At 60.9% G+C, this 21,866-nt stretch carries 9 protein-coding genes; 5 read left to right on the top strand and 4 right to left on the bottom strand.

What is annotated here, in order from left to right; translation table 11 throughout:
- The first annotated feature begins 2 nt into the window (after positions 1–2).
- From ACW55A_RS13560 to ACW55A_RS13550, 3 genes are read left to right on the top strand one after another with little or no spacing between them, the layout of a single operon-like run.
- Positions 3–797, top strand: coding sequence for a putative hydro-lyase (locus ACW55A_RS13560; RefSeq protein WP_455808254.1), 795 nt, complete (start codon positions 3–5; stop codon positions 795–797).
- 9 nt (positions 798–806) lie between these two features.
- Positions 807–2,411 (top strand): 5-oxoprolinase subunit B/C family protein, encoded by a 1,605-nt coding sequence (locus tag ACW55A_RS13555; protein WP_498811335.1) that lies wholly within the window; start codon positions 807–809, stop codon positions 2,409–2,411.
- Positions 2,408–4,141, top strand: coding sequence for an acetyl/propionyl/methylcrotonyl-CoA carboxylase subunit alpha (locus tag ACW55A_RS13550; RefSeq protein WP_455808252.1), 1,734 nt, complete (start codon positions 2,408–2,410; stop codon positions 4,139–4,141). Before ACW55A_RS13555 ends, ACW55A_RS13550 begins: the two co-directional genes overlap by 4 nt.
- Before the next feature lie 23 nt (positions 4,142–4,164).
- On the opposite strand, the gene mscK is transcribed toward ACW55A_RS13550, so the two are convergent.
- Both mscK and ACW55A_RS13540 read right to left on the bottom strand, forming a co-directional pair.
- Positions 4,165–7,569: a mechanosensitive channel MscK gene (gene mscK / locus ACW55A_RS13545; RefSeq protein WP_072365052.1), complete on the bottom strand. Its 3,405-nt coding sequence runs from the start codon at positions 7,567–7,569 to the stop codon at positions 4,165–4,167.
- A gap of 23 nt (positions 7,570–7,592) precedes the next feature.
- Positions 7,593–9,335 carry a potassium/proton antiporter gene (locus ACW55A_RS13540; protein WP_003432036.1) on the bottom strand — a complete coding sequence of 581 codons (1,743 nt, stop codon included), beginning with the start codon at positions 9,333–9,335 and terminating at the stop codon, positions 7,593–7,595.
- 249 nt (positions 9,336–9,584) lie between these two features.
- Here ACW55A_RS13540 and ACW55A_RS13535 point away from each other — a divergent pair, with 249 nt between their 5' ends.
- Together ACW55A_RS13535 and ACW55A_RS13530 are read left to right on the top strand one after the other, a co-directional pair.
- A complete protein-coding gene (locus ACW55A_RS13535; RefSeq protein ID WP_455808251.1) occupies positions 9,585–12,713 on the top strand; it encodes a dermonecrotic toxin domain-containing protein in 3,129 nt (1,042 codons plus the stop codon).
- 103 nt (positions 12,714–12,816) lie between these two features.
- Positions 12,817–15,438 carry a dermonecrotic toxin domain-containing protein gene (locus tag ACW55A_RS13530; RefSeq protein ID WP_498811334.1) on the top strand — a complete coding sequence of 874 codons (2,622 nt, stop codon included), beginning with the start codon at positions 12,817–12,819 and terminating at the stop codon, positions 15,436–15,438.
- Between the two features lie 22 nt (positions 15,439–15,460).
- Here ACW55A_RS13530 and ACW55A_RS13525 read toward each other — a convergent pair whose 3' ends face one another.
- Positions 15,461–17,263 carry an acyl-CoA dehydrogenase gene (locus tag ACW55A_RS13525; protein WP_054081286.1) on the bottom strand — a complete coding sequence of 601 codons (1,803 nt, stop codon included), beginning with the start codon at positions 17,261–17,263 and terminating at the stop codon, positions 15,461–15,463.
- A gap of 226 nt (positions 17,264–17,489) precedes the next feature.
- The gene (gene putA, locus ACW55A_RS13520) at positions 17,490–21,446 is read right to left on the bottom strand and encodes a trifunctional transcriptional regulator/proline dehydrogenase/L-glutamate gamma-semialdehyde dehydrogenase (RefSeq protein ID WP_060708587.1); all 3,957 of its coding nucleotides are present in this window, start codon (positions 21,444–21,446) and stop codon (positions 17,490–17,492) included.
- Between the last annotated feature and the right edge of the window lie 420 nt (positions 21,447–21,866).

Genomic DNA, 21,866 nt, shown 5'->3' with positions numbered 1-21,866 from the left:
TCATGAATTCACTGCAACTCGCCCGCGAGGCAGCCAGCGCCGCCCGTGCCCGTTATCGCCAGGGATTCGTCGCGCCGACCGCTGGCGAAGCGCCCGGTCTGACCCAGTGCAACATGATCACGCTGCCGCGTGAATGGGCGTATGACTTTCTGCTGTTCGCGCAGCGCAACCCGCAAGCCTGCCCGGTGCTGGATGTGACCGAGCCCGGCAGCCACACCACGCTGTTGGCTGAACAGGCTGATCTGCGCACCGACCTGCCACTGTACCGGGTCTGGCGCGATGGGCAACTGGCCGAAGAGCTGAGTGATGTGAGCCACATCTGGGCGCAGCACACTGATCTGGTCAGCTTTCTGATCGGCTGCAGTTTCACCTTCGAAACCGACCTGATGCACGCCGGCATCGATGTGCGCCACATCAGCGAAGGCTGCAATGTGCCGATGTACCGCAGCAACCGGATCTGCCGCCCGGCCGGCCGCTTGCAGGGCAACATGGTGGTGTCGATGCGCCCGATCGCGGCGGACCGGGTGGCCGAAGCGGCGCGCATCACCGGGCGCTATCCCGGTGTGCACGGCGCGCCGGTACACGTCGGCGAGCCTGGACTGCTCGGCATCGACGACCTGGCGAACCCTGATTTTGGTGATGCGGTGACGATCAGGCCCGGCGAGATTCCGGTGTTCTGGGCCTGCGGTGTGACCCCGCAGGCGGTGGTCATGGCGTCCCGTGTGCCGTTTGCGATTTCTCATGCTCCGGGCCACATGTTCATTACCGATATTCCGGACAGCTACTACTACGTATAGGAGAGGCTCATGCGTTTCTACCCGGCCAACCTGGATGCACTCCTGGTTGAACTGTCGAATCTGGACGAGACCCTGGCCCTGTTCGAATCGTTACAGCAGATGCCCATCGCTGGCGTGGAGGAAATCGTTCCGGCTGCCCGGACGTTGCTGGTGCATTTTCGACCAGCCGCCATCGGCTTCGAAGCCCTCGCCACACAGATCGCCTCGCGCGACATTCGTGGCAAGGCACGCGAGGCGGGCAAACTGATCGAAATACCTGTGCATTACAACGGCGAAGACCTGGCCGATGTCGCCCGCGAGCTGGGCATCAGCATCGAGGAAGTGATCAAGCGCCACACCGGCAGCGACTACAACGTTGCGTTCTGCGGCTTTGCGCCCGGTTTTGCCTACCTCAGCGGCGGCGCCGGCTTCGTGGTGCCACGACGCAGCACGCCGCGCACGCGTATTCCGGCTGGCGCAGTGGCGCTGGCCGGTGGTTTCAGTGGCATTTATCCACAGGCCAGCCCCGGCGGCTGGCAGATCATCGGGGTGACCCCCTCAACCATGTGGGATCTGGGCCGCGACGAACCCGCCTTGCTCCAGCCCGGCTATCGCGTGCGTTTCCAGGATGCCGGTCCGCTCCCGGAGACCCGTGTGCAGGTTGCCGCACCTGTCCGGCCGCAGGCGACGACGGTCAACGAGGACTATCTGCAGATCGTAACGCCAGGTCTGCAGACCCTGTTTCAGGACCTGGGGCGTCCAGGTCGGGCAGGGCAGGGTGTGTCCGCATCGGGCGCGCTGGATCGCGGCGCCTCGCGTGCTGCCAACCGCGCGGTGGGCAACGATCCGGCGACGGCGTGCCTGGAAATTCTCATGGGCGGGCTGACCTTCACCTGTCAGGGGCAGACTGTTGTGGCGATTACCGGGGCCCAGGTCAGCGTCGAGGTGCTGACCGCCGGAGGACAAAAGCTGCAGGCGCCGTTGTATGCACCGCTGGCCTTGCAGAGCGGCGATCAGGTGAGCATCGGTTCGCCCAGCGCCGGTCTGCGCAATTATCTGGCGGTTCGTGGCGGTTTCATTCATGAGCCGGTGCTTGGCAGCCTGTCCACTGATACGCTGGCCCAGGTTGGGCCCGCCGCGCTGGCAGCGGGTGACCGGCTGGGCTTCACGCGCAGAACTGGCGGCCTTTCAGTATCGACTGCCGAACAACCGGCCTTCGAGATGCCGCGTAGCGATGAGGTCATCACCCTGGATGTGGTCATGGGCCCGCGCAGTGACTGGTTCAGCGCCGAAGCCCAGCAACTGCTGGCGCAACAGACCTGGCGGGTCACGCCGCAATCCAACCGTATCGGTATTCGCCTGGCGGGCGAGCAATCGCTGCAACGTGCCGTCGATGGCGAGTTGCCCAGTGAGGGCACCACGGTCGGCGCCATTCAGGTGCCGCCCAGTGGCCAGCCGGTGCTGTTTCTGGCCGATCACCCGTTGACCGGCGGTTACCCGGTCATCGGCGCAGTCGCCACTTACCACCTCGACAAGGCCGGGCAGATTCCGGTCAATGCCCGCATTCGCTTCAATCCGCTGAGCGCCTTCGAGCCAGTGCGCCCCGCCACTTCAGACGAGACCAAGAACATATGAAAAAGGTTCTGATTGCCAATCGTGGCGAAATTGCCGTTCGTATTGCCCGTGCCTGCCGTGACTATGGAGTCGCCTCGGTGGCGGTGTACGCCGATGCCGATATCGACGCGCTGCACGTGCGTCAGGCCGATGAAGCCTATGGGTTGCAGGGCGAGCGCCCGACCGACACCTACCTGAATATCGAAAAGCTGCTGGCGGTTGCCGCTCGTGCCGGTGCCGACGCGGTTCACCCCGGCTACGGCTTTCTCTCGGAGCGCGCCGAATTCGCCCGCGCTGTGATCGATGCCGGTCTGATCTGGATCGGCCCCGATCCTGCGACCATCGACGCACTGGGTGACAAGGTCCAGGCCCGGCGTATAGCCCTGAAAGTCGGCGCACCGCTGGTGGCCGGTACTGAAGACCCGGTGAACGATGCCTCCGAGGTGGTCGCGTTTGCCGAGCAGCACGGCCTGCCGATTGCCATCAAGGCAGCCTTTGGCGGCGGTGGTCGCGGCCTGAAAGTCGCCTGGAAGCTCGATGAAGTCAGCGAGCTGTACGAGTCTGCGGTGCGTGAAGCGGTGACCGCGTTCGGTCGTGGCGAGTGCTTCGTCGAACGCTTTCTGGATCGCCCGAGGCACATTGAAGCGCAGATCATCGCCGACCGGCATGGCCGGGTGGTTGTGGTCGGCACCCGGGATTGCTCGTTGCAGCGTCGCAACCAGAAGCTGATCGAGGAAGCCCCGGCCCCTTACCTGACCGACGAGCTGCGCCAGCGCATTCACGAGTCGGCCCGCGCGGTCTGCGCCGAAGCGGGCTATGTCGGTGCCGGTACAGTGGAGTTCCTGCTCAGCGGTGATGGAACCCTGTCGTTCCTGGAGGTCAACACGCGCTTGCAGGTCGAACACCCGGTGACGGAAGAAACCAGCGGTGTGGATCTGGTCATCGAACAACTTCGCGTCGCTGACGGCCTGCCGCTGTCGTTCGACGGTACACCTGTGCCGCGCGGCCACAGCTTTGAATTCCGCATCAATGCCGAAGACGCGGGCAACGGCTTTCTGCCGACACCGGGGTCTATCGCGGTATTCCAGCCGCCATCCGGCCCGGGCGTGCGCCTGGACACCGGCGTGACGGAAGGCTCACGGGTCTCACCGAACTTCGACTCGATGATCGCCAAGCTGATCGTCACCGGCGCAACCCGCGAACAGGCCATCAGCCGCGCCCGCCGTGCGTTGGCCGAGTTCAAGGTGGAAGGCGTGGCTACCGTGTTGCCGTTCCATCGGGCGGTCATGGACCATGACGACTTCACGGCGGCCAATACCTTTGCCGTCCACACCCGCTGGATCGAAACCGACTTCGCCGAGCACGTCACCATCGCCCTGCGCAACGCAGAACCGGCCGACCCGGGCGTGCTGCGTACCTTCGTTGAAATCGACGGCAAACGCCACGAACTGGGCCTGCCTGCTGCGCTGCTGGCCGGCATGAGCCTGAACACTGCCGCACCGGCTGACGCCAGCCAGCCAGCTGCCGACGCCCCGGACCCGCACGCAGTACTGACGCCGGTCGCGGGCAACCTGCATGCCTGGGCGGTTGAAGACGGTGCGACGGTAGAAAAGGGACAGGTGATCGCCATCATGGAGGCGATGAAGATGGAAACATCGATACTGGCACCGTGTGCCGGAACTGTGCAGATCAGCAAGGAGCCTGGGGGGTATCTGGAGGCGAAGGTGGTGATTGGGCGGGTTGAGGCCTGATTTGATTGCTGGTGGGTGTCTTCTCAATCCAGCCGCAACTCCGGCGGCTCGGGCGCATCCTTGGTCGCCGGGGTTACGGTAGTGTTCACCGGCTGCAGGGTGGTTTTTCCGGTCGGCGCATTGCCCTTGTCGCTTGGCTCTGCGGGCACCAGTTTGTATTCCAGGCCTTGAGTGTTCTTGAGGTAGATCTCCATCTGGCGGAACGAGATGTTGATGTGCTGCTTCTTGAACTCGCGATTGATGAAGCGGTTGATCTCGTCGAGTACCGGGTTGCGGTCGCCCAGGTCGCGTACGTGCATGCGCAGTTCGTGGTCGAGGGTACTTTCGCCGAAGTTCAGGAAGTAGACGATCGGCTCTGGTTCCTTGAGCACCCGAGGGTTTTCCCGGGCGGCTTGCAGCAGCAGGGAGCGTACCAGGTCCAGGTCCGAGCCGTAATCCACGCCCAGCTTGAGGGTTACGCGGGTAACGGTGTCGGTCAGCGACCAGTTGATGAGCTGGCCGGTGATGAAAGTCTTGTTCGGGACGATGATGTCCTTGCGGTCGAAGTCGGTGATGGTCGTGGCACGGATGCGGATCTTGCTGACCGTCCCCGACAGGGCGCCAATGGTGATGGTGTCGCCGATCCGCACCGGACGTTCGAAGAGGATCATGATGCCGGAGATGAAGTTGGCGAAGATTTCCTGCATGCCGAAACCCAGACCCACCGACAGCGCTGCGACCAGCCACTGCAATTTGTCCCAGCTCACGCCCAGCGTCGACAGCGTGGTGACGAAGCCGACACCGGCGATGGTGTACGACAGCAGCGTGGTCGTCGCGTAGGCACTGCCCTGCGCGAGGTTCATGCGTGACAGCACCAGCACTTCCAGCAGGCCGGGCAGGTTGCCGGCGAGCACGAAGGTGATGACGATGATCACCCCAGCGCCGAGGAAGTCGCTCAGGCTGATCGGCACCATGCTCATGTTGGCACCGGTGCCGCTGGTGTATTCGTAGAGAATGATGTTATCGAGATAGGCGAACACAGTGATCAGCTCGGCCCAGACCAGGTAAAGCGCGCCGACGAATCCGGCCAGCAGGGCCAGGCGAATCAGGCGCAGCGACTGCTGGTTGACCTGTTCGATGTCCAGCTTGGGTTCTTCGACCGGAATGTCGCTGTCGCCGTTTTCTCTGGCTGCCTGACGCTTGGCCAGCGCGCGCTGATAGGCCAGACGCCGGGCGGCCACGCTCAGGCCGCGGACGAACGTCGCCTCGACCATCAGCCAGATCATCATCAGGTACAGAGTGTCGATCAGACGGTCGCTGAGCTTGAGCGCGGTGTAGTAGTAGCCAAAGCAAACCGCCAGGAAGAGCGCGACCGGCAATGCTGTGAACACCACGCCGACGGTTTTGCGGAACAGTGAGGCATTGTGATGCGTGGGGCTTGAGATCAGCAGGCGACCGAGCAGCCAGGTCATCAGGGCGTAACAGGTCAGCACCACGCCGATCCCCAGCACGTCGTCAGCCAGTGCGGCAGGCTGGTGTTCAGCAACGGCCACCACCGCCACCAGGGCCAGAACGACCAGCCCCAGGCGTCGCACCCAGCCACGCAGGAATTCGACCTGCGCCGTTTCCCAGCGGAAGTGCAGTTGTGCAACGCCAGATGGGGCGAGTACGCGGTAGGCGGTGTAGAACACCAGCCAGGCGAGGGCGATCTGTAGCAAGGCCTCGCCGAGGTTGGCGTTTTGACCGCGGGCGTCGATCTGCAGCGCGTAGCCGCACAGCGCCAGCCCCAGCGCGACGGGCATCGCCAGCAGCACGTTGATCAGCAGCGCCAGTGGCGTCTTCCATTGGCTGTCACGTTTGAAGTGGCCGATGTCGGCATGCAGGCGATTAAGCTTCTGGTACAGCGCCTTGCGCCTCCAGGTCAGTATGCCGATCAACAGCAGCAAGGGGAGGAACAGCAGCGGCCGCTGGGTCAAGCCGTCTGACAGTTCGCTGAGGCTGGACGTCCACGGCAGGGTGGCGACCTGCTTTTGCAGGCGCGGCCAGATATTCTGAAACCATTCCACGTCCAGCGGCTTGTTGCTGGGGATCCAGAACATCTGCTCGTCGAGTGTGGCGCGCAGCCCCTGAGCGGTACTGGTCAGCTGCTTCTGGTTCAGCTGTAGCGTGATGGACTCGTTGAGCAACGCGCTCAGCTCGCGATTGAGGCGCTCAAGCAAGTCACTGCGAGTGATGGCCAGGTCCAGCAGCGTCCGGCGCAGTTGCGGGGTGACGTTTTCAGGCGGCTGGGTAGCGAGGAGCTTTTCGACGTAGGCGGTCGGCGTGCTCATCTGTTCGCGTTGCTGGTTGATGTCGAACTGATACAGACGAATGTTGGCGATTTCGTCGGCCAGCCCCTTGTCCAGCTCCAGATGCGGCAACGCCTGCTTCTGCTTGTAGAGAATCTTGGACAGCAGCAGGCTGCCGCTCAGCACGTTGATCTGCTCGCTGAGGGCTTGATCGGTCTGGGTCAGGTTGTCCAGTTGCTGCTTGGTCTTGAGGTTCTGCTGGGTCAGCTCGTTGAGGCGATCGGTGCCGCGCAACAGGTAGTCCGACAGCTTGAGGTTGGCGGCGCTTTCGGTCGCCAGCAGGCTGCTGCCACCGGACTTTTGCGCTTCCAGAGACAGATCGGCGACCGTTTTTTGCGACTGGGCACGACGCTTGTCGTTGATCAGGGTCTGCAGGTCCTGAATTTCCTGCTCCTGACGCGCCACCTTCTCGGTCAGCAAGTCGTGCTGGCTGTTGCCCAGGTCCTGCAACTGGCTGTTGCCGGCCAGTTCCTGACGGCGCAGCAGGTTGAGGGCGTTGATCGAGGCCAGTTCTGCATTGAGCAGGTTGCGCTGGTCGGCGCTCAGGGTCTTGCCGTTGTCCTTGCCATTCTTGAGGATGGCGTTGATCTGCTGAATGCGCGTCTGATTGGCGCTGATTTCAGTCTGGGCGCGCTCAGGCCGGGTCTGCGCGGTAATGGCCAGACTGTTGGCGTCGTTGAGTTCGCTCTGCAGATCACTCTGCTGGGTGCTGCGCTGACTGAGCAGTTGCTCCAGCTGCGGCACGTCGAGGCCGCCATAGCGCTGGGCCACGGGCACCACTTTGCTTTCTTTCAGGCGGGCCAGTTCACGCTGGTTTTCCGAAGTCTGTTTTGGCGCCTGGGCGAGCTGCTGTTTGAGCGCTTCGAGCTTCTGCTCGCTGTCCTGCTTGCTGTTCAGAAACGCCAGTGTCTGCTCGAGGACCTGCTGCAGTGCCTTTTGCTCGGCGTCAGGCAGCTTGCGGTCGGCAATCTTGTCGAGGCTTTGCTGAACAGCGTCGCTGCTGGGCGGGTCGGCGGCGAGCGCCGGGAAAGAAGACAGGCAGAGCGCAAACAGTGCGGCAGCACAAAAGGAACGCAGGGAAAACATAGACACCGGTCGCATGATGATACGTGTGGGTTGGCAGTTTAAAGGAACAGTCCGGGGCCCGGGCGGGTTCCTTCGGGGAATTTGACGCCCACTTTCTGGATCTTGTTCCCGTCCATGACGGCAACGGTCCAAATAGTTCCATTCCATTCAACCTGGTCGCCCACCACCGGCTCGCCACGGTTCTTCTGCACGATGAACTGGCTCAGCGGCATTCCTGGGTCGATGCCGTCGAGTTTCAGGCCATAAAGGGCCGCCACTTCACCCAACCTTGCGTCGCCTTCGAGCACGAAGTCGCCGAAGAAACGCAGGTCCAGCCCACGCTGCGGTGCCTGGCTGAACAATTTGCCCAGCGCCGGAAGGTCGTGTTCGTGGCCGATCACACACAGCAGATCACCCACTTCCAGTGTCGTACTGCCGGACGGATGGAGCAGTTGCTGGCCGCGGAACAGTGCCGCGATACGCGTGCCTTCCGGCATCTTCAGTTCGCGCAGTGCTGCACCGATGCACCACTTTTCGGCGCCCAGGCGGTAGACGAACAGCTCCCATTCGCTGGTGACGTGTACCTCCAGCGCGGCCCGGGAAATCGGTGCGGGATCAGGCGGAACCGTCACTTTCAGCAATTTGGCCATCCACGGCAGGCTGGTGCCTTGCAGCAACAGCGAAACCAGTACGATAAAGAACGCCAGGTTGAAGTACAGCTGCGCATTGGGCAGGCCGGCCATCAGCGGGAACACCGCGAGGATGATCGGTACCGCGCCGCGCAGGCCGACCCAGGCGATAAAGGCTTTTTCGCGGCCATGGAAGGCCTTGAACGGCAGCAGGCCGACCATCACCGACAGCGGGCGTGCCACCAGAATCATCCACAGCGCCAGGCCCAGCGCCGGAATCGCAATCGGCAGCAGATCGTGTGGCGTGACCAGCAGGCCCAGCACCAGAAACATGCCGATCTGCGCCAGCCAGGCCATGCCGTCGAGCATATGCAGGATGCCGTGGCGGCTGCGAATCGGCCGGTTGCCGAGCACCAGACCGCACAGGTAGACCGCGAGAAAACCGCTGCCGTGGATGGCGTTGGTCAGGGCGAAGATCGCCAGGCCGCCGGCAATCACCAGAATCGGGTAGAGGCCGGCCGCCAGATTGATGCGGTTGACCAGTTGCAGCAGGATCCAGCCGCCGCCCAGGCCGATGAAGCTGCCGATACCGAATTCCTGGATCAGGTGCCCCAGCAGCCCCCAGTGCAACCCGGTCTGCCCGCTGGCGAGCATGCCGATCAGGGTAACGGTCAGGAACACCGCCATGGGGTCGTTGCTGCCCGACTCGATTTCGAGGCTGGCGGTAACACGCTCGTTCAAGCCTTTGCCGCCCAGCAGGGAGAACACCGCCGCGGCGTCTGTGGAGCCGACGATCGCGCCGATCAACAGGCCCTGAATGACGCTGAGATTGAAGAGCCAGGCAGCCACCATGCCGGTCAGTACGGTGGTGATCAGCACGCCCACCGTTGCCAGCGACAAGGCAGGCCACAGCGCAACCCGGAAACTGGCCACCCGCGTTCGCAGCCCGCCATCGAGCAGGATCACCGCCAGCGCAAGGTTGCCGACCAGGTAAGCGGTCGCGTAGTTGTCGAAGATGATCCCGCCGCCATCCACGCCTGCCACCATGCCCACGGCGAGGATGATGACCAGAATAGGAATGCCGAGGCGCGACGAAAGAGAACTGACCAGGATGCTTGCGGCTACCAGCAACGCGCCGATCAGGAACAGGCTGTTGATGGTGGTGGCGTCCAAGGGCGGTACTCCGTAGAAACTGAATTGAAGCGAGAGGGGCGAAAACTGACCATGCAGTCCGCGTGCCAAGGGATTTAACCTGTTGAATTGCTTGGCTGTCAAAGAGCAATTTCGAGCGATTGACCCAGACCGGCATTCCCGGGCTCACGATTGGTTGCAGTCCAGCGGCTGACATATACCTATATACCGCAGACCAGGCCTTCTTGCTCCCTACTGTAGGCGCTCCAACCATCAAGCAGGTTTTTCATCATGGACGATGAGTTTGCAGCACATTACGACTTCGACGATGACAATAGGGATGGCGGTGATGACCCTGACGCAGAGTTCTGGGCGCGGGTGCGCGATGACTATTCGGTCAGCGATTACTTCCGCCTCAACCCGATCGCCCTGCAGTCACCTGCCGCCCTTGCTGCGCGGGATGTGGCCCAGGAATGCCAGTCGAGATGGGGTGTCGAGATTGATCCGGACGACACCCTGATCGTCACGCTGTATATCGAAGACCCGAAGCTCTATCCCGCCCCTCATCGCGCCAATGTCGCTCACTCGATGACGCTGACCGAGGCGCTGCTGCGCAACTGGCAGCAAAAGGGCAATGGCGACTGGTTTGATCACCTCGGGCATTTGCAGCCCCATCATGATGACGGTCTCGACTGTCAGATAGTGGATAAAAAACTGCCGCCCTATGACTGCGTCGCTTATGAAGCGGTGTACCGCAAATCCGATCCGCAGCATTACGATTCGACGACGCAACTTCGCCTGACTGCCGAGGCGTTCAAGCAGTACATCTGGGATCACAACCTGCAAGCCGGTTATCTCGCCTACCTGAATCAGTTCTGGCAGGCGCATGCCAAAGACTACAACCTGATGCTCAAGGCCGGTCTGTTCAGGGCGGCCTGGCTGCAAGCTGAGGAAAACACGCTCAAGGCCGAGCACAAGGACATGGTGCTGGAGGCGCTCGGGCTGCCCGCCGATCAGGGTTGGAAAGAGCTGAGCTTCGACGCTTTTGTCGCCGCGCCGATTTCCACTCGCGTGACGATTTCCGAATTGCAGGTGCATGGCTACAGCGCCGTGAACATCATGGTCATCCGCAGTGCCGATTCGCCAACCGTGCTGCTCTACATCCCCGGCAACTCGTCACCCATTCATACCTTCGCCAACGCCGATGCGCTCAAGGACTGGGTCGCGCTGATGTGCAAGGATCCAGGCAAGCGCCGGTCTTTAGAGGGGCATTTCAGTGCCACGGATGACGTCGATGGCTTTTTCTACAGTGGTGTTGCCACCGCCCTCCGAGGCTTCGCTGTCTACCCGAAGCTGCTGGACGCCGCGACCGGTGCGTGGAACCCGCGCAGACTGGTGCAGTTTGGCGAACCGCTGCAGCCCTGGCCGTTCTCGCACTTCAAGGATCGGGTCAAGGCAAAGTCCGAAACCGATGCGCTGCAAAAAATCCGCAACCACGACGACTACTGGAAAGAGGAAGTCAGCAGTGGCTTGAGCGAGTGTGTGTCTGTTCTGGGCGGCGTCGCCATCGTCTTTCCCGAGCTTATGCCCGTGATTGCGGGACTGTCTCTCGCGCTGGTGGGGCTTGGCGTCGATGCGGCAGTCAATGGTCGCACGCTCGAAGAGCGCCAGGCCGGGCTTGGGCGGATTGCCTTTGGCGTTTTGAACGCGTTGCCGATCCTTGCCGAGGAGGGCACTGCGGTCGAGGCTGGCGCTGAAACCGGACTGATTGATGAGGCGCGAGGCGATTATGAGGTTTTCGACCCCTCAACAACCGACCCGGCTATAGAAGTCGGGCCGCTTCCGGTATTCAGGGAAGAGCCGCCTGCCTTGCGTTCGCTCAATGCCAAAATGCGCCGCCTGTTGCGCGCGCTGGAAGTGACTCAAGACCTGCCGGGACTGGCGTCGGGCGAAGTGACAGGTATCTATCCGCTGCAAGGCAAAAGTTACATCGAACTGCATGATCAGGCTTTTCGGGTCGAGTGGGTGCCACAGGAAAAACAGTACCGGATTCGCTCTGATTCTGATCCGCGTGTCTGGGGACCCTACGTGAAGACTATCGACACCGGCTATTGGGATCTTGACCTCAAGCTCGGGTTGCGTGGCGGGGAAAGCTTTGACGGCTCGCGATTGCCGCCGGCCAGTGAGGCAGAGAGCGCCGTGGTGGCGGTCGTGCCTGAAGAACCAGCCGTCGAGATTCAGCGCTGGGGCCCCAAGGTGCAGGTCGAGGTGCCACTGGATCAGATCATGGTCGAGGAAGTACTGAGCCAGGCAAAAGGGACGGTCGTAGAGAAGTACTTCATTCAGATCGGGGGGATCAGGAAGAACGTGTATTACGATGCCGATATTCCATGCTGGCGCACTGATCCGTCTTCAAACGGCCTGGTCTGGCTGGACCGCAACGGAGTCTGGAACAGCGGGTCGGAGGATGCATTCAGGAAGGTGGAGGCAAAACTGCCACAGAGCCGCCGCTTCGAGATCTTTTCTTTCCCCCGCGTGCCCAGGTTGCCTGCAGATGCCGAGCCCATCAGCCGTGTGATTCATCATATATGGCTGGGCGAACGCATGCCGGGCGATAACCTGCTGGAACGGATGCTCGACAACATGCGCACCAGCCCGGACTTGCGCTTCGAACTGCACATCGATATCAACCACCCGACGGCGCATCAGCAATTGCTGGATTACTTCAGCGCACATCCACAGATGCGGATTTCCAGGCTCAAGGAAGAAGCGTTCTTTCCCACGTTCCTGAGTGGTGAAAATGGCGAAGCCTTCAACTATTTCATGCACTCGGATAATCGTAATTATGCGGCCGCTTCGGACATTCTGCGTTATCGACTGATCAACGAATACGGCGGCATTTATCTTGATTGCGATGACACCATTGATGTCCCTTTTGCAGGCATTCCGTTGAAGGCCGGGCCCAATGATGTATTGCTGGGCAGGCGTCTGGATGCGCCGCAATTAAGTTACAACGGGCCGGGTAACAGCCATTTCGCCAGCCACCCGGACAACCCGGTCCTGAAGAGGATCCTGAAAGAAATAAATACGCGTTTCCAGAATGAAAAACAGACCAACAAGGCGTTTTTCAGTACACGCAGACCCTTCATCGACCACAGCAGCGAAGCCTTGCGTAGCGCCTCTAGAGACCGAATGACACCGTACATGACGCGCATTTCCGACCTGACCGGTCCCAAACTTATGTCAGACGTCTTGAGAAAGCTGCGACCTGACTATTTTGATCTGCTGGAGCGTTCCTATTTGCCGGTCGATGAGGTCTTGTCCGTGTTGTACATCGAACACCTGAACGAGGCCGTGGACTTTTATTTTCCATTCAAGGGCAGGGCGAAAATTTCCCCGGGCTCCGAGAGTGGTTGGTAAGGCTTCAGTGTTTGCAGCGTCAGGTGAGGGTGATAGATAGTTAGCGCCACCAACACGCTTATGAATGATTACGTGCATGACTTCTCTCTTACAGGAAGACGTCATGGCACCTAACCCCCTGGAAACATCCAAAACCGACCAGCAACTGCTGCGTGCACGTGCGCAGCAGTTCGTTCTCGATTATCCCGATCTTTACGATCTGGCCCATAGCGCCGCCAGCAGGATCATTCTCCAGCACACCCAGCGCGTGTTCGCCCCGGAGCAGGTGTATTGGCATCGTTTCAGCAGTGCCAGCAGCAGTCCGCGCACGTTTACCGGCTGGCAGCATTCCGGAACGCCGGAGCAGTCGATGACCTTTATCGAGCTGCTCATGCGGCACTTCAGCGCCCACGATCAGGAAGCCAGCGACGAGCTTTCCTTGTATGGCGGTTTCTATACCGATGGCCCGGATCACGGGGTTTTCGACGAGCGCAATGAGGTGCCCATGCTCCCTCAGGACGTGCTCAAAGACATGTGGACGCTTGATTTCAGCGCGCAGTACACCCGCCGTATGGAGCGTTTCTGGAGCCTGCACAGCGAGAACTTTTGCACCCTGGTCAAGGCACGCTATCTGGTTGCCGCCAGTCACTGTCTGCGCAAGGGCCATCTTTCAGCCGACGATTTCAAGCACGTTACGTGCGTTATCACCGCAGACCCTTTGCAGACCCCTACGCTTAAGGCGTTGCAGAGCCCGCTTCCCTCAACCCCCGGTGTCACGGTACACACGCTGGATATCGATGGCATCAAGGCCCATGACATGTTGCGTATTGTTACCGCCGCTGGCCGAGAGATCATCTACTGGCCTGATGCCGAGCAGCCTTTCATGGCGTTCGACAGTGAGCGTTCGGTGTACCGCTGGCTCAAGACCCGGTTTATGGACGAGCACGCAGACAAGGCGATAACCCGCCAGTTTCTGCGTGGGGAGGCGTCGCGGACAAAGGACGGTGAGCGGTTCTTTCGTGCGGTGAGCCAGTTGCTCACGCACGATTGGCGTGCCGACGTTCGACTCGTCAATCTGGTGCAGGCGCCTATTGCGGGCGACCCCTTCGTGTATCTGCGAGACGTCGCCCGTCAGGGAATGGCCGCCGATGCGCGTGAACTGCTGACCTCCAATGCTGATCTGCGCAAGCAGATGTGGATCGGCTACCTGGGTGCGTTCATGCAGGCGTTTGGCGGGCTCGCGCCGCTGGGTTGGCCGATCGCCTTGACGCTGGTTGGCGCAAGCCTCGCCAATACCGGTTTGAACATCGATCAGGCGCTCAATGGCAAAACCGTAGCACAGCGCAAGGCGGGCGTGCTGGGCGCGATCATCAACATCATTTATCTGCTGTTCAATCTGCCTCTTTTAATGTCCATACGTGCGGTCCCTCAGCCTGTGCCGGTGGCCGCAACCGAAGGCCAGCCGGTCTCCAGCGAGGTAATTGAAGGCGGCAGCGCGCCGGCCCATGCGCTGGACAATATGGAGGGTAACCTGCTGCTCGACAGCCTTACGCCTTCAGTCGCAGAGGGCCGGTTTCGTGGCATCTACACACTGGGTAATGGCGAAACCTGGATCAAGCTTGCACAACTGCCTTATCGCGTGATGTTCAACGAATTGCAGCAGTGCTGGTTTATCGTCAACCCGGACAATCCTTTTGCGTTCGCAGGCAGCAAGCCGGTGCGCCTGAGTACCAGCGGGGAGTGGACGTTACTTGACTCGCCTGGTCTGCAGGGCGGAGCCCCGATGGATGTGCAGGTGCCGTCAAGCAGTACATCCGCCGCGACGGGCAAACCTTATGTGACCGTGCACTCGGCGTTTTGGGACACGTACCTGCAAACGGACCTGTTCAATGAGCAACACTATGCCGAAATGGCCTTGGCCCGGCAGAAAGACGTGATGACGATTTGGGAGCCAGGCCCTGAAGATGCGGCCATGTCGGATTCTTCACCCGAAGGCGATGAGGTGTACAAGGACCCTTGGCATGGCAAACATCGGGTTTTCAAGCTTGGTGAGGACGACTACTGCGGCAGAAATATCATGCTTTATACCCAGGACGATTCTGAATTCAATCGGTTCCTGCGTACGGGCGAGAGCAATAAGGCCAATCAGGTGCGACTCATCGAACGACTGGCCGAGGACATTCAGGTGGTGGGGTACAACAATGATGTCGAGTTGTACCGAGGCGGCAGCGGTGCTCGCGGGACTTCGGGTGCCGTGTTCCGTAGCGGTCAGATCAAGGTCGGTGATGTGCTGGTGAATACTGATGTCACCTCGTTCAGCGAAAATCCCTACGTGGTCAGCGCCTTCGCCAGCAGTCGGGCCGGTGCACCCGCTAACGCCATGATCGGGCCTGTAACCTTCGATGACACCTCGGTGGTCTTCGTTTTGCCCAAGGGCCGATACCTGCGGGCGACACCGATTGCGCCGTTTTCAGCCTCTCCCGAAGAGGCCGAATCGATCTTTTTGCCCGGCTGCTACTTTCAGATCGACAGCATCGAAGAGGTGAGCGGCGAGTTTTACCGCATTATGAAAATCCAGATGCAGGAGGTCGATCGCCCTCATCCGGGGCGCGGGCTTTACGACATGCGCACGGGCGAGCCCTTCAGTCGGGAGCAGTACGCGCGCAAGCTGGGTGCAGACGCCAGGGTACTGGTCGATCGTTTTTTTCCGCAAAACCCGCTGACTGACCTGTTTAGCCTTCATTGATCAAGCGTGCGCCCGGGTTTATTTAAAACCAGTCGTCGCGCATTGCCAGGCAAGTGTCATCGCGGTTTTCCAGAATGGCCAATTCATGATGGCAGCCCGGTACTTCCCACGTCAGGAAGTATCGGGCGGCTTGCAGCTTGCCTCGGTAAAAGTCGTTGTCGGCCTGATTGCCGCTAATCAAGCCTTCTTCTGCACGGATCGCCTGTTCGAGCCATCGCCAACCTACTACCGTGTGGCCGAATGCCTTGAGGTACAGCGCCGAATTGGCCAGTGTGCTGGTGATTCTGCCCTGGGCCAGATCGGTCAACAGCCCGAGGGTGACGGCCTGCACGCGTGCGACCAGTTGCTGCAGGGGCTGGCGCAATTCGTCGAGTGCTTGATGGGTCTGGGCACGTTCGCAGGTCGCCGAGATCAGGCGCAGCAGTTGCTTGAGGCCGGTGCCGCCATTCTGCGCCAGCTTGCGGCCAAGCAGGTCGAGCGACTGGATGCCGTGAGTGCCTTCATGGATCGCATTGAGGCGGTTATCCCGGTAATACTGCTCGACCGGGTATTCGCGGGTGTAGCCGTGGCCGCCCAGGACTTGAATCGCCAGTTCGTTGGCCTTCAGACAGAACTCCGACGGCCACGACTTGACCACCGGGGTCAGCAGGTCCAGCAGTTCGTGCGCGTGCTTGCGATCGTCTTCGGTTTCGCCGGTCTGCGTGTCATCGAACAGTCGCGAGGCGTAGAGGCACAGGTCAAACGCGCCTTCCACGTAGGCTTTCTGGGTCAGCAGCATGCGCCGCACGTCTGCATGTTCAATGATGGATACCGGCTTGCTGTCCGGGCTTTTACTGTCCGGCAAGCGTCCTTGCGGCCGCTCGCGGGCATACTCCAGTGAGTACAGGTAGCCGGAATAACCCAGCATTGCCGCACCGAGCCCGACGCCAATACGCGCTTCGTTCATCATCTGGAACATGTAATTCAGGCCATGATGAGGTTTGCCCACCAGATAGCCGACACACTCACCGTTATCGCCGAAATTCAGCGCGGTTGAGGTAGTACCTTTCCAGCCCATCTTGTGAAACAGGCCCGCCAGCAGCACATCGTTGCGCTTGCCGAGGCTGCCGTCATCGTTGACCAGAAACTTGGGCACGATGAACAGCGAGATACCTTTGACCCCGCCCGGCGCGTCCGGCAGTTTCGCCAGGACCATGTGCACAATGTTCTCCGACAGCGAATGATCCCCGCAGGAAATGAATATCTTGTTGCCACGCAGCCGATAAGTGCCGTCGCCTGCCGGCTCGGCGCGTGTACGGATATCTGACAGCGACGAGCCGGCATGTGGCTCGGTGAGCGCCATGGTGCCGAAGAAGCGTCCTTCGATCATCGGTTGCAGAAAACGCTGCTTCTGCTCGTCGTCGGCAAAGCTCTCGATCAGATTGGCGGCGCCCATCGTCAGAAACGGATACGACGTGGTGCCGACATTGGCCGCCTGAAAGTGGGCAAAACAGGCTTGCGACAGCAGGGTAGGCAACTGCATGCCGCCTGCGTCGAAATCGCGTGATGCATTGAGAAAGCCGGCCTCGAGAAACGCGTTTATCGCGGGCTTGACCTCAGGAATCAGGATCGCTTCGCCATTTTCATAGCGCGGCTCGTTTTCGTCAGCCTTGCGGTTGTGCGGTGCAAAGTACTTTTCTGCAATGGCGCGCGCCGTTCCCAGCGCCGCATCAAAGGTTTCCCGCGAGTGCTCGGCAAAGCGCTCGCGACGCGTCAGACCTTCGGCGTCCAGCACTTCATACAGCTCGAAAGCCAGATTTCGGGAACTGAGCAGCGACTCGGACATGATGACGTACCTGTTCTTGGAATGGCTCAAGTCTAGGTCGGGTTGAGGGGGGAGGGTAGCAAGATTGATTCGGGTGATGGTCGAGCGTGTGCAGTGGGTATCGAGAGCGGACGCGGAGCGTCCAGAGCATGGGAACGGTCGGTGTCTTTCCGACACCTCTCGTTCCGCACGCTCCGGCATGGGAATGCCGTTCTTGACGCGCTGCGTCATCTGTTACCGAGCGGCATCAGCCGATCGTCATCAGGCTCGCATTGCCACCCGCCGCCGCGGTGTTGACGCTCAATGCCCGCTCGATCACCAGACGTTCCAGCGGCACGTTGGTTTCGCCGTGGGACAGGCCATTGACGCCGACGATGGCACCACTGCGTTGTGCGATCTGCTGGCAGACGGCACGTAGCTGGTCGGAGTCGCCGTGGTGCAGGACGGCGTCGAAGTTGACGTCGTCCTTGGCCCAGTCAGGTACCAGTTTGATGCGCGCCTGAACGTCCTTCGGCAGGCGAGCGCGTAGTGACTTGCTGATGTCGGTCTCCGGCCACACGGCAGAGCTGCCGACCGCCAGTACGGCCGCCAGTTGAATCATCAGGTCGTTCTCGTCGTCAGCCAGGCAAAGCACGTGCTCACGCGGCAGGATCGCGTAGCTGTTGCGTTCGCCGGTCGGGCCAGCCAACTGGCGGGTGATGCCGCTTTGTGATTGCTCGGCGTATTGACTGCACAGGGCATCCAGATCGCTTTGCTGGTTGCTGGCAGCCCAGGCTTTCAGTGCCTGCAACGGCTTGCCGAAGACTTCACGCAGACGGGTATCCGGTGCAGACAGCGCGTCGCTGCGGACGAACGATTTCTCGATAGCATCCTGCGGGCGCGTCGACAGCAGGCGATACAGGTACAACGGGCCACCTGCTTTGGGACCGGTGCCGGACAGACCTTCGCCGCCGAATGGCTGAACACCCACCACTGCGCCGACGATGTTGCGGTTGACATAGACGTTGCCGGCATTGACGTTGTCGATGACCTTGGCAATGGTTTCGTCGATACGGGTGTGCACGCCCAGGGTCAGGCCATAACCGGAGGCATTGATCTGATCGATCAGCAGGCCAAGCTCCTTGCGCTTGTAGCGCACCACGTGCAGCACCGGACCGAAGATTTCACGTTGCAGCTCATCGAAGCTTTCCAGCTCGATCAGGGTCGGCATCACATAAGTGCCGCGCTTGAGTTCGGCGCTGTCGGCGATGGCCACCTGGTAAACCGTGCGGCCCTTGTCGCGCATGGCCTGGATGTGTTTTTCGATACCTGCCTTGGCCTCTGCGTCGATGACCGGGCCGATGTCCACGGACAGGCGCTCCGGATTACCGAGGCGGTTCTCGGCCATCGCGCCCTTGAGCATTTCAATGACGCGGTCGGCAGAGTCTTCCTGCAGGCACAGCACGCGCAGTGCCGAGCAGCGTTGACCGGCGCTGTCGAATGCCGAAGACACCACGTCGATCACCACCTGTTCGGTCAGCGCCGAAGAGTCGACAATCATTGCGTTCTGGCCACCGGTTTCGGCGATCAGCGGAATGGGGCGACCCTGCGAGTCGAGGCGACCTGCCACGTTGCGCTGCAGCAGGCGGGCGACCTCGGTCGAGCCGGTGAACATGACACCTTTTACGCGTTCGTCGCCGACCAGCCCTGCGCCTACGGTTTCGCCACGACCGGGCAGCAATTGCACCACGCCTTCCGGGATGCCCGCTTCAAGCAGCAGACGTACGGCCTGCGCGGCGATCAGTGGTGTCTGCTCGGCAGGTTTGGCCAGCACCGGGTTACCTGCGGCCAATGCAGCCGCCACCTGACCACTGAAAATCGCCAGCGGGAAGTTCCACGGGCTGATACAGACCACCGGCCCCAGCGGACGGTGACCGTCGTTGGTGAAGTCGTTGCGCGCCTGCACGGCGTAGTAACGCAGGAAGTCCACGGCTTCGCGCACTTCGGCGATGGCGTTGGCGAAGGTCTTGCCCGCTTCACGGACCAACAGGCCCATCAACGGCTGGATTTCAGCCTCCATCAAGTCAGCGGCACGCTCCAGAATCGCGGCGCGCTCGACAGGCGGGGTGGCCTGCCAGATCGGACCGGCGCTCAAGGCGCACTGGATGGCGTTATCGACATCTTGCAGGGACGCTTCCTGCACATGACCGACCACGTCACGCAGATCCGATGGATTCAACGCAGCACTCAACGTGCCTGCGCTGGCCGGACAGCCCAGCATCGGGGCGGCTTTCCAGTCGTTGTGCGCGGTAGCCAGCAGGGCCGAAGACAGCGACGCCAGACGATGCTCGTTGGCCATGTCGATGCCGCTGGAATTGGCGCGTTCGGTTCCGTAGAGGTCTCGCGGCAGCGGAATGCGTGGATGCGGCAGGCCGAAACCGCCTTCCTGGGTGGCCATGCGTTCGATCTGGCTGACCGGATCGGCGACCAGTTCCTGTATGGAGATCGAGTGGTCGGCAATCCGGTTGACAAACGACGTATTGGCGCCGTTTTCCAGCAGACGACGCACCAGATAGGCCAGCAGCGTTTCATGAGTGCCAACCGGGGCGTACACGCGGCATGGTCGATTCAGTTTGCCGTCGGCGACTTTGCCTACAACCTGTTCATACAACGGCTCGCCCATGCCGTGCAGGCACTGGAATTCATACTGGCCGGGGTAATAATTCTGACCGGCGATCTGGTAGATGGCCGCCAGGGTATGGGCGTTGTGCGTGGCGAATTGCGGATAGATGACTTCCGGTGCCGCGAGCAGCTTGCGCGCGCAGGCGATGTAGGACACGTCGGTGTACACCTTGCGCGTGTACACCGGATAGCCTTCCAGGCCTTCGACCTGGGCGCGCTTGATCTCGCTGTCCCAGTAAGCGCCCTTGACCAGACGGATCATCAGGCGATGGCGGCTGCGGCGCGCCAGATCGATCACGTAATCGATCACATAAGGGCAGCGCTTCTGGTATGCCTGAATCACGAAACCGATACCGTTCCAGCCGGTGAGCTGTGGTTCGAAACACAGGCGCTCGAGCAGATCCAGCGACAGCTCCAGGCGATCCGCTTCTTCGGCGTCGATGTTCAGGCCGATGTCGTATTGCTTGGCCAGCAGGGTCAGCGACAGCAGGCGCGGGTACAGCTCATCCATCACTCGCTCGTACTGGGCGCGGCTATAGCGTGGATGCAGTGCCGACAGCTTGATGGAAATCCCCGGACCTTCGTAGATGCCGCGGCCGTGGGAGGCTTTGCCGATGGAGTGGATGGCCTGCTCGTAGGACGCGAGGTACTTCTGCGCGTCATGTTCGGTCAGCGCCGCTTCACCCAGCATGTCGTAGGAATAGCGGAAGCCCTTGGCTTCGAAGCGGCTGGCATTGGCGAGGGCTTCACCGATGGTTTCGCCGGTCACGAACTGCTCGCCCATCAGGCGCATGGCCATGTCGACGCCCTTGCGGATCATCGGTTCGCCACTTTTGCCGATAATGCGGCTCAACGAGGACGTGAGGCCCGCCTCATTGTGAGTGGCAACCAGCCTGCCGGTGAGCAGCAGGCCCCAGGTGGCGGCGTTGACGAACAGCGATGGGCTGTTGCCCAGGTGCGGCTGCCAGTTGCCGTTGCTGATCTTGTCGCGAATCAACGCATCGCGGGTGCCCTTATCAGGAATACGCAGCAGTGCTTCGGCCAGGCACATCAGCGCAACGCCCTCCTGAGAGGACAGTGAAAACTCCTGCAACAGGCCTTGAACGATGCCCGCGCGACCGCCAGCGCTTTTCTGGTTACGCAGTTTTTCCGCGATCGACGCGGCCATCTTGTTGGTGGCTTCGGCAACCGGGGCGCTCAGGCGGGCCTGCTCGAGCAGCATCGGCACCACTTCCTGCTCGGGGCGGCGGTAGGCGGAGGTGATGGCCGCTCGTAATACAGACTGCGGCTGGATGCTTTCGGCAAAATCCAGAAAGCATTGCAGCCCGGCATCTTCTGCCAGCTCACCGCGGTCTTCGTTGTCCTTTGCGCCGGCGGCACTGTTGAGTTCCAACAGGGTTGCACCACTCTCGAGCTTTTCCAGGTAATTGAAAATCGCCTGCTTGATCAACCAGTGCGGCGTGCGGTCGATGGAGTGGGCTGCGGCTTTCAATCGCTCGCGGGTAGGGTCGTCAAGTTTGACGCCAAGAGTGGTGGTGGCCATGTGTTGTCCTCTTTATAGCCACGCAGAAGTGGCATCGGCTTTGGCGCAGATTAGCGTCGGGACGGGGTGAGGTGCAACCGGGTGCAACCCGATTTGGAGAATATTTTGTGATGTGCCCGGCGAGCGGCTCATAAAAACAGCGCTATGCGCAATGCTGGTGCGCGTTTTTTTGTAAATAGTATTTAAAACGCCCTAAAATGGCGCGTAAATGCACCTGCGTCAGGTTTTTTGTAACAGGTGCAACTTGCGCGATGAAATGGGTTGCACCTTGTTTGGTTTGTTTAATAGGATTCGTTTCCGCGGTGCAACCGCCAGTCATTGATTGCCGATCCTTGCGGAGCGATCAGTCAACGCGGTGTCGGGTGCAAAAGCAGGGATGTGCCGAATATCGGGCGCTATTCCCTTTGGCATCGGGTGCCA

Source organism: Plantibacter cousiniae (nom. nud.), from assembly GCF_977070315.1.
Note: the sequence above shows the minus strand (reverse complement) of the source record. Positions and strands in the feature narration are given on the sequence as shown.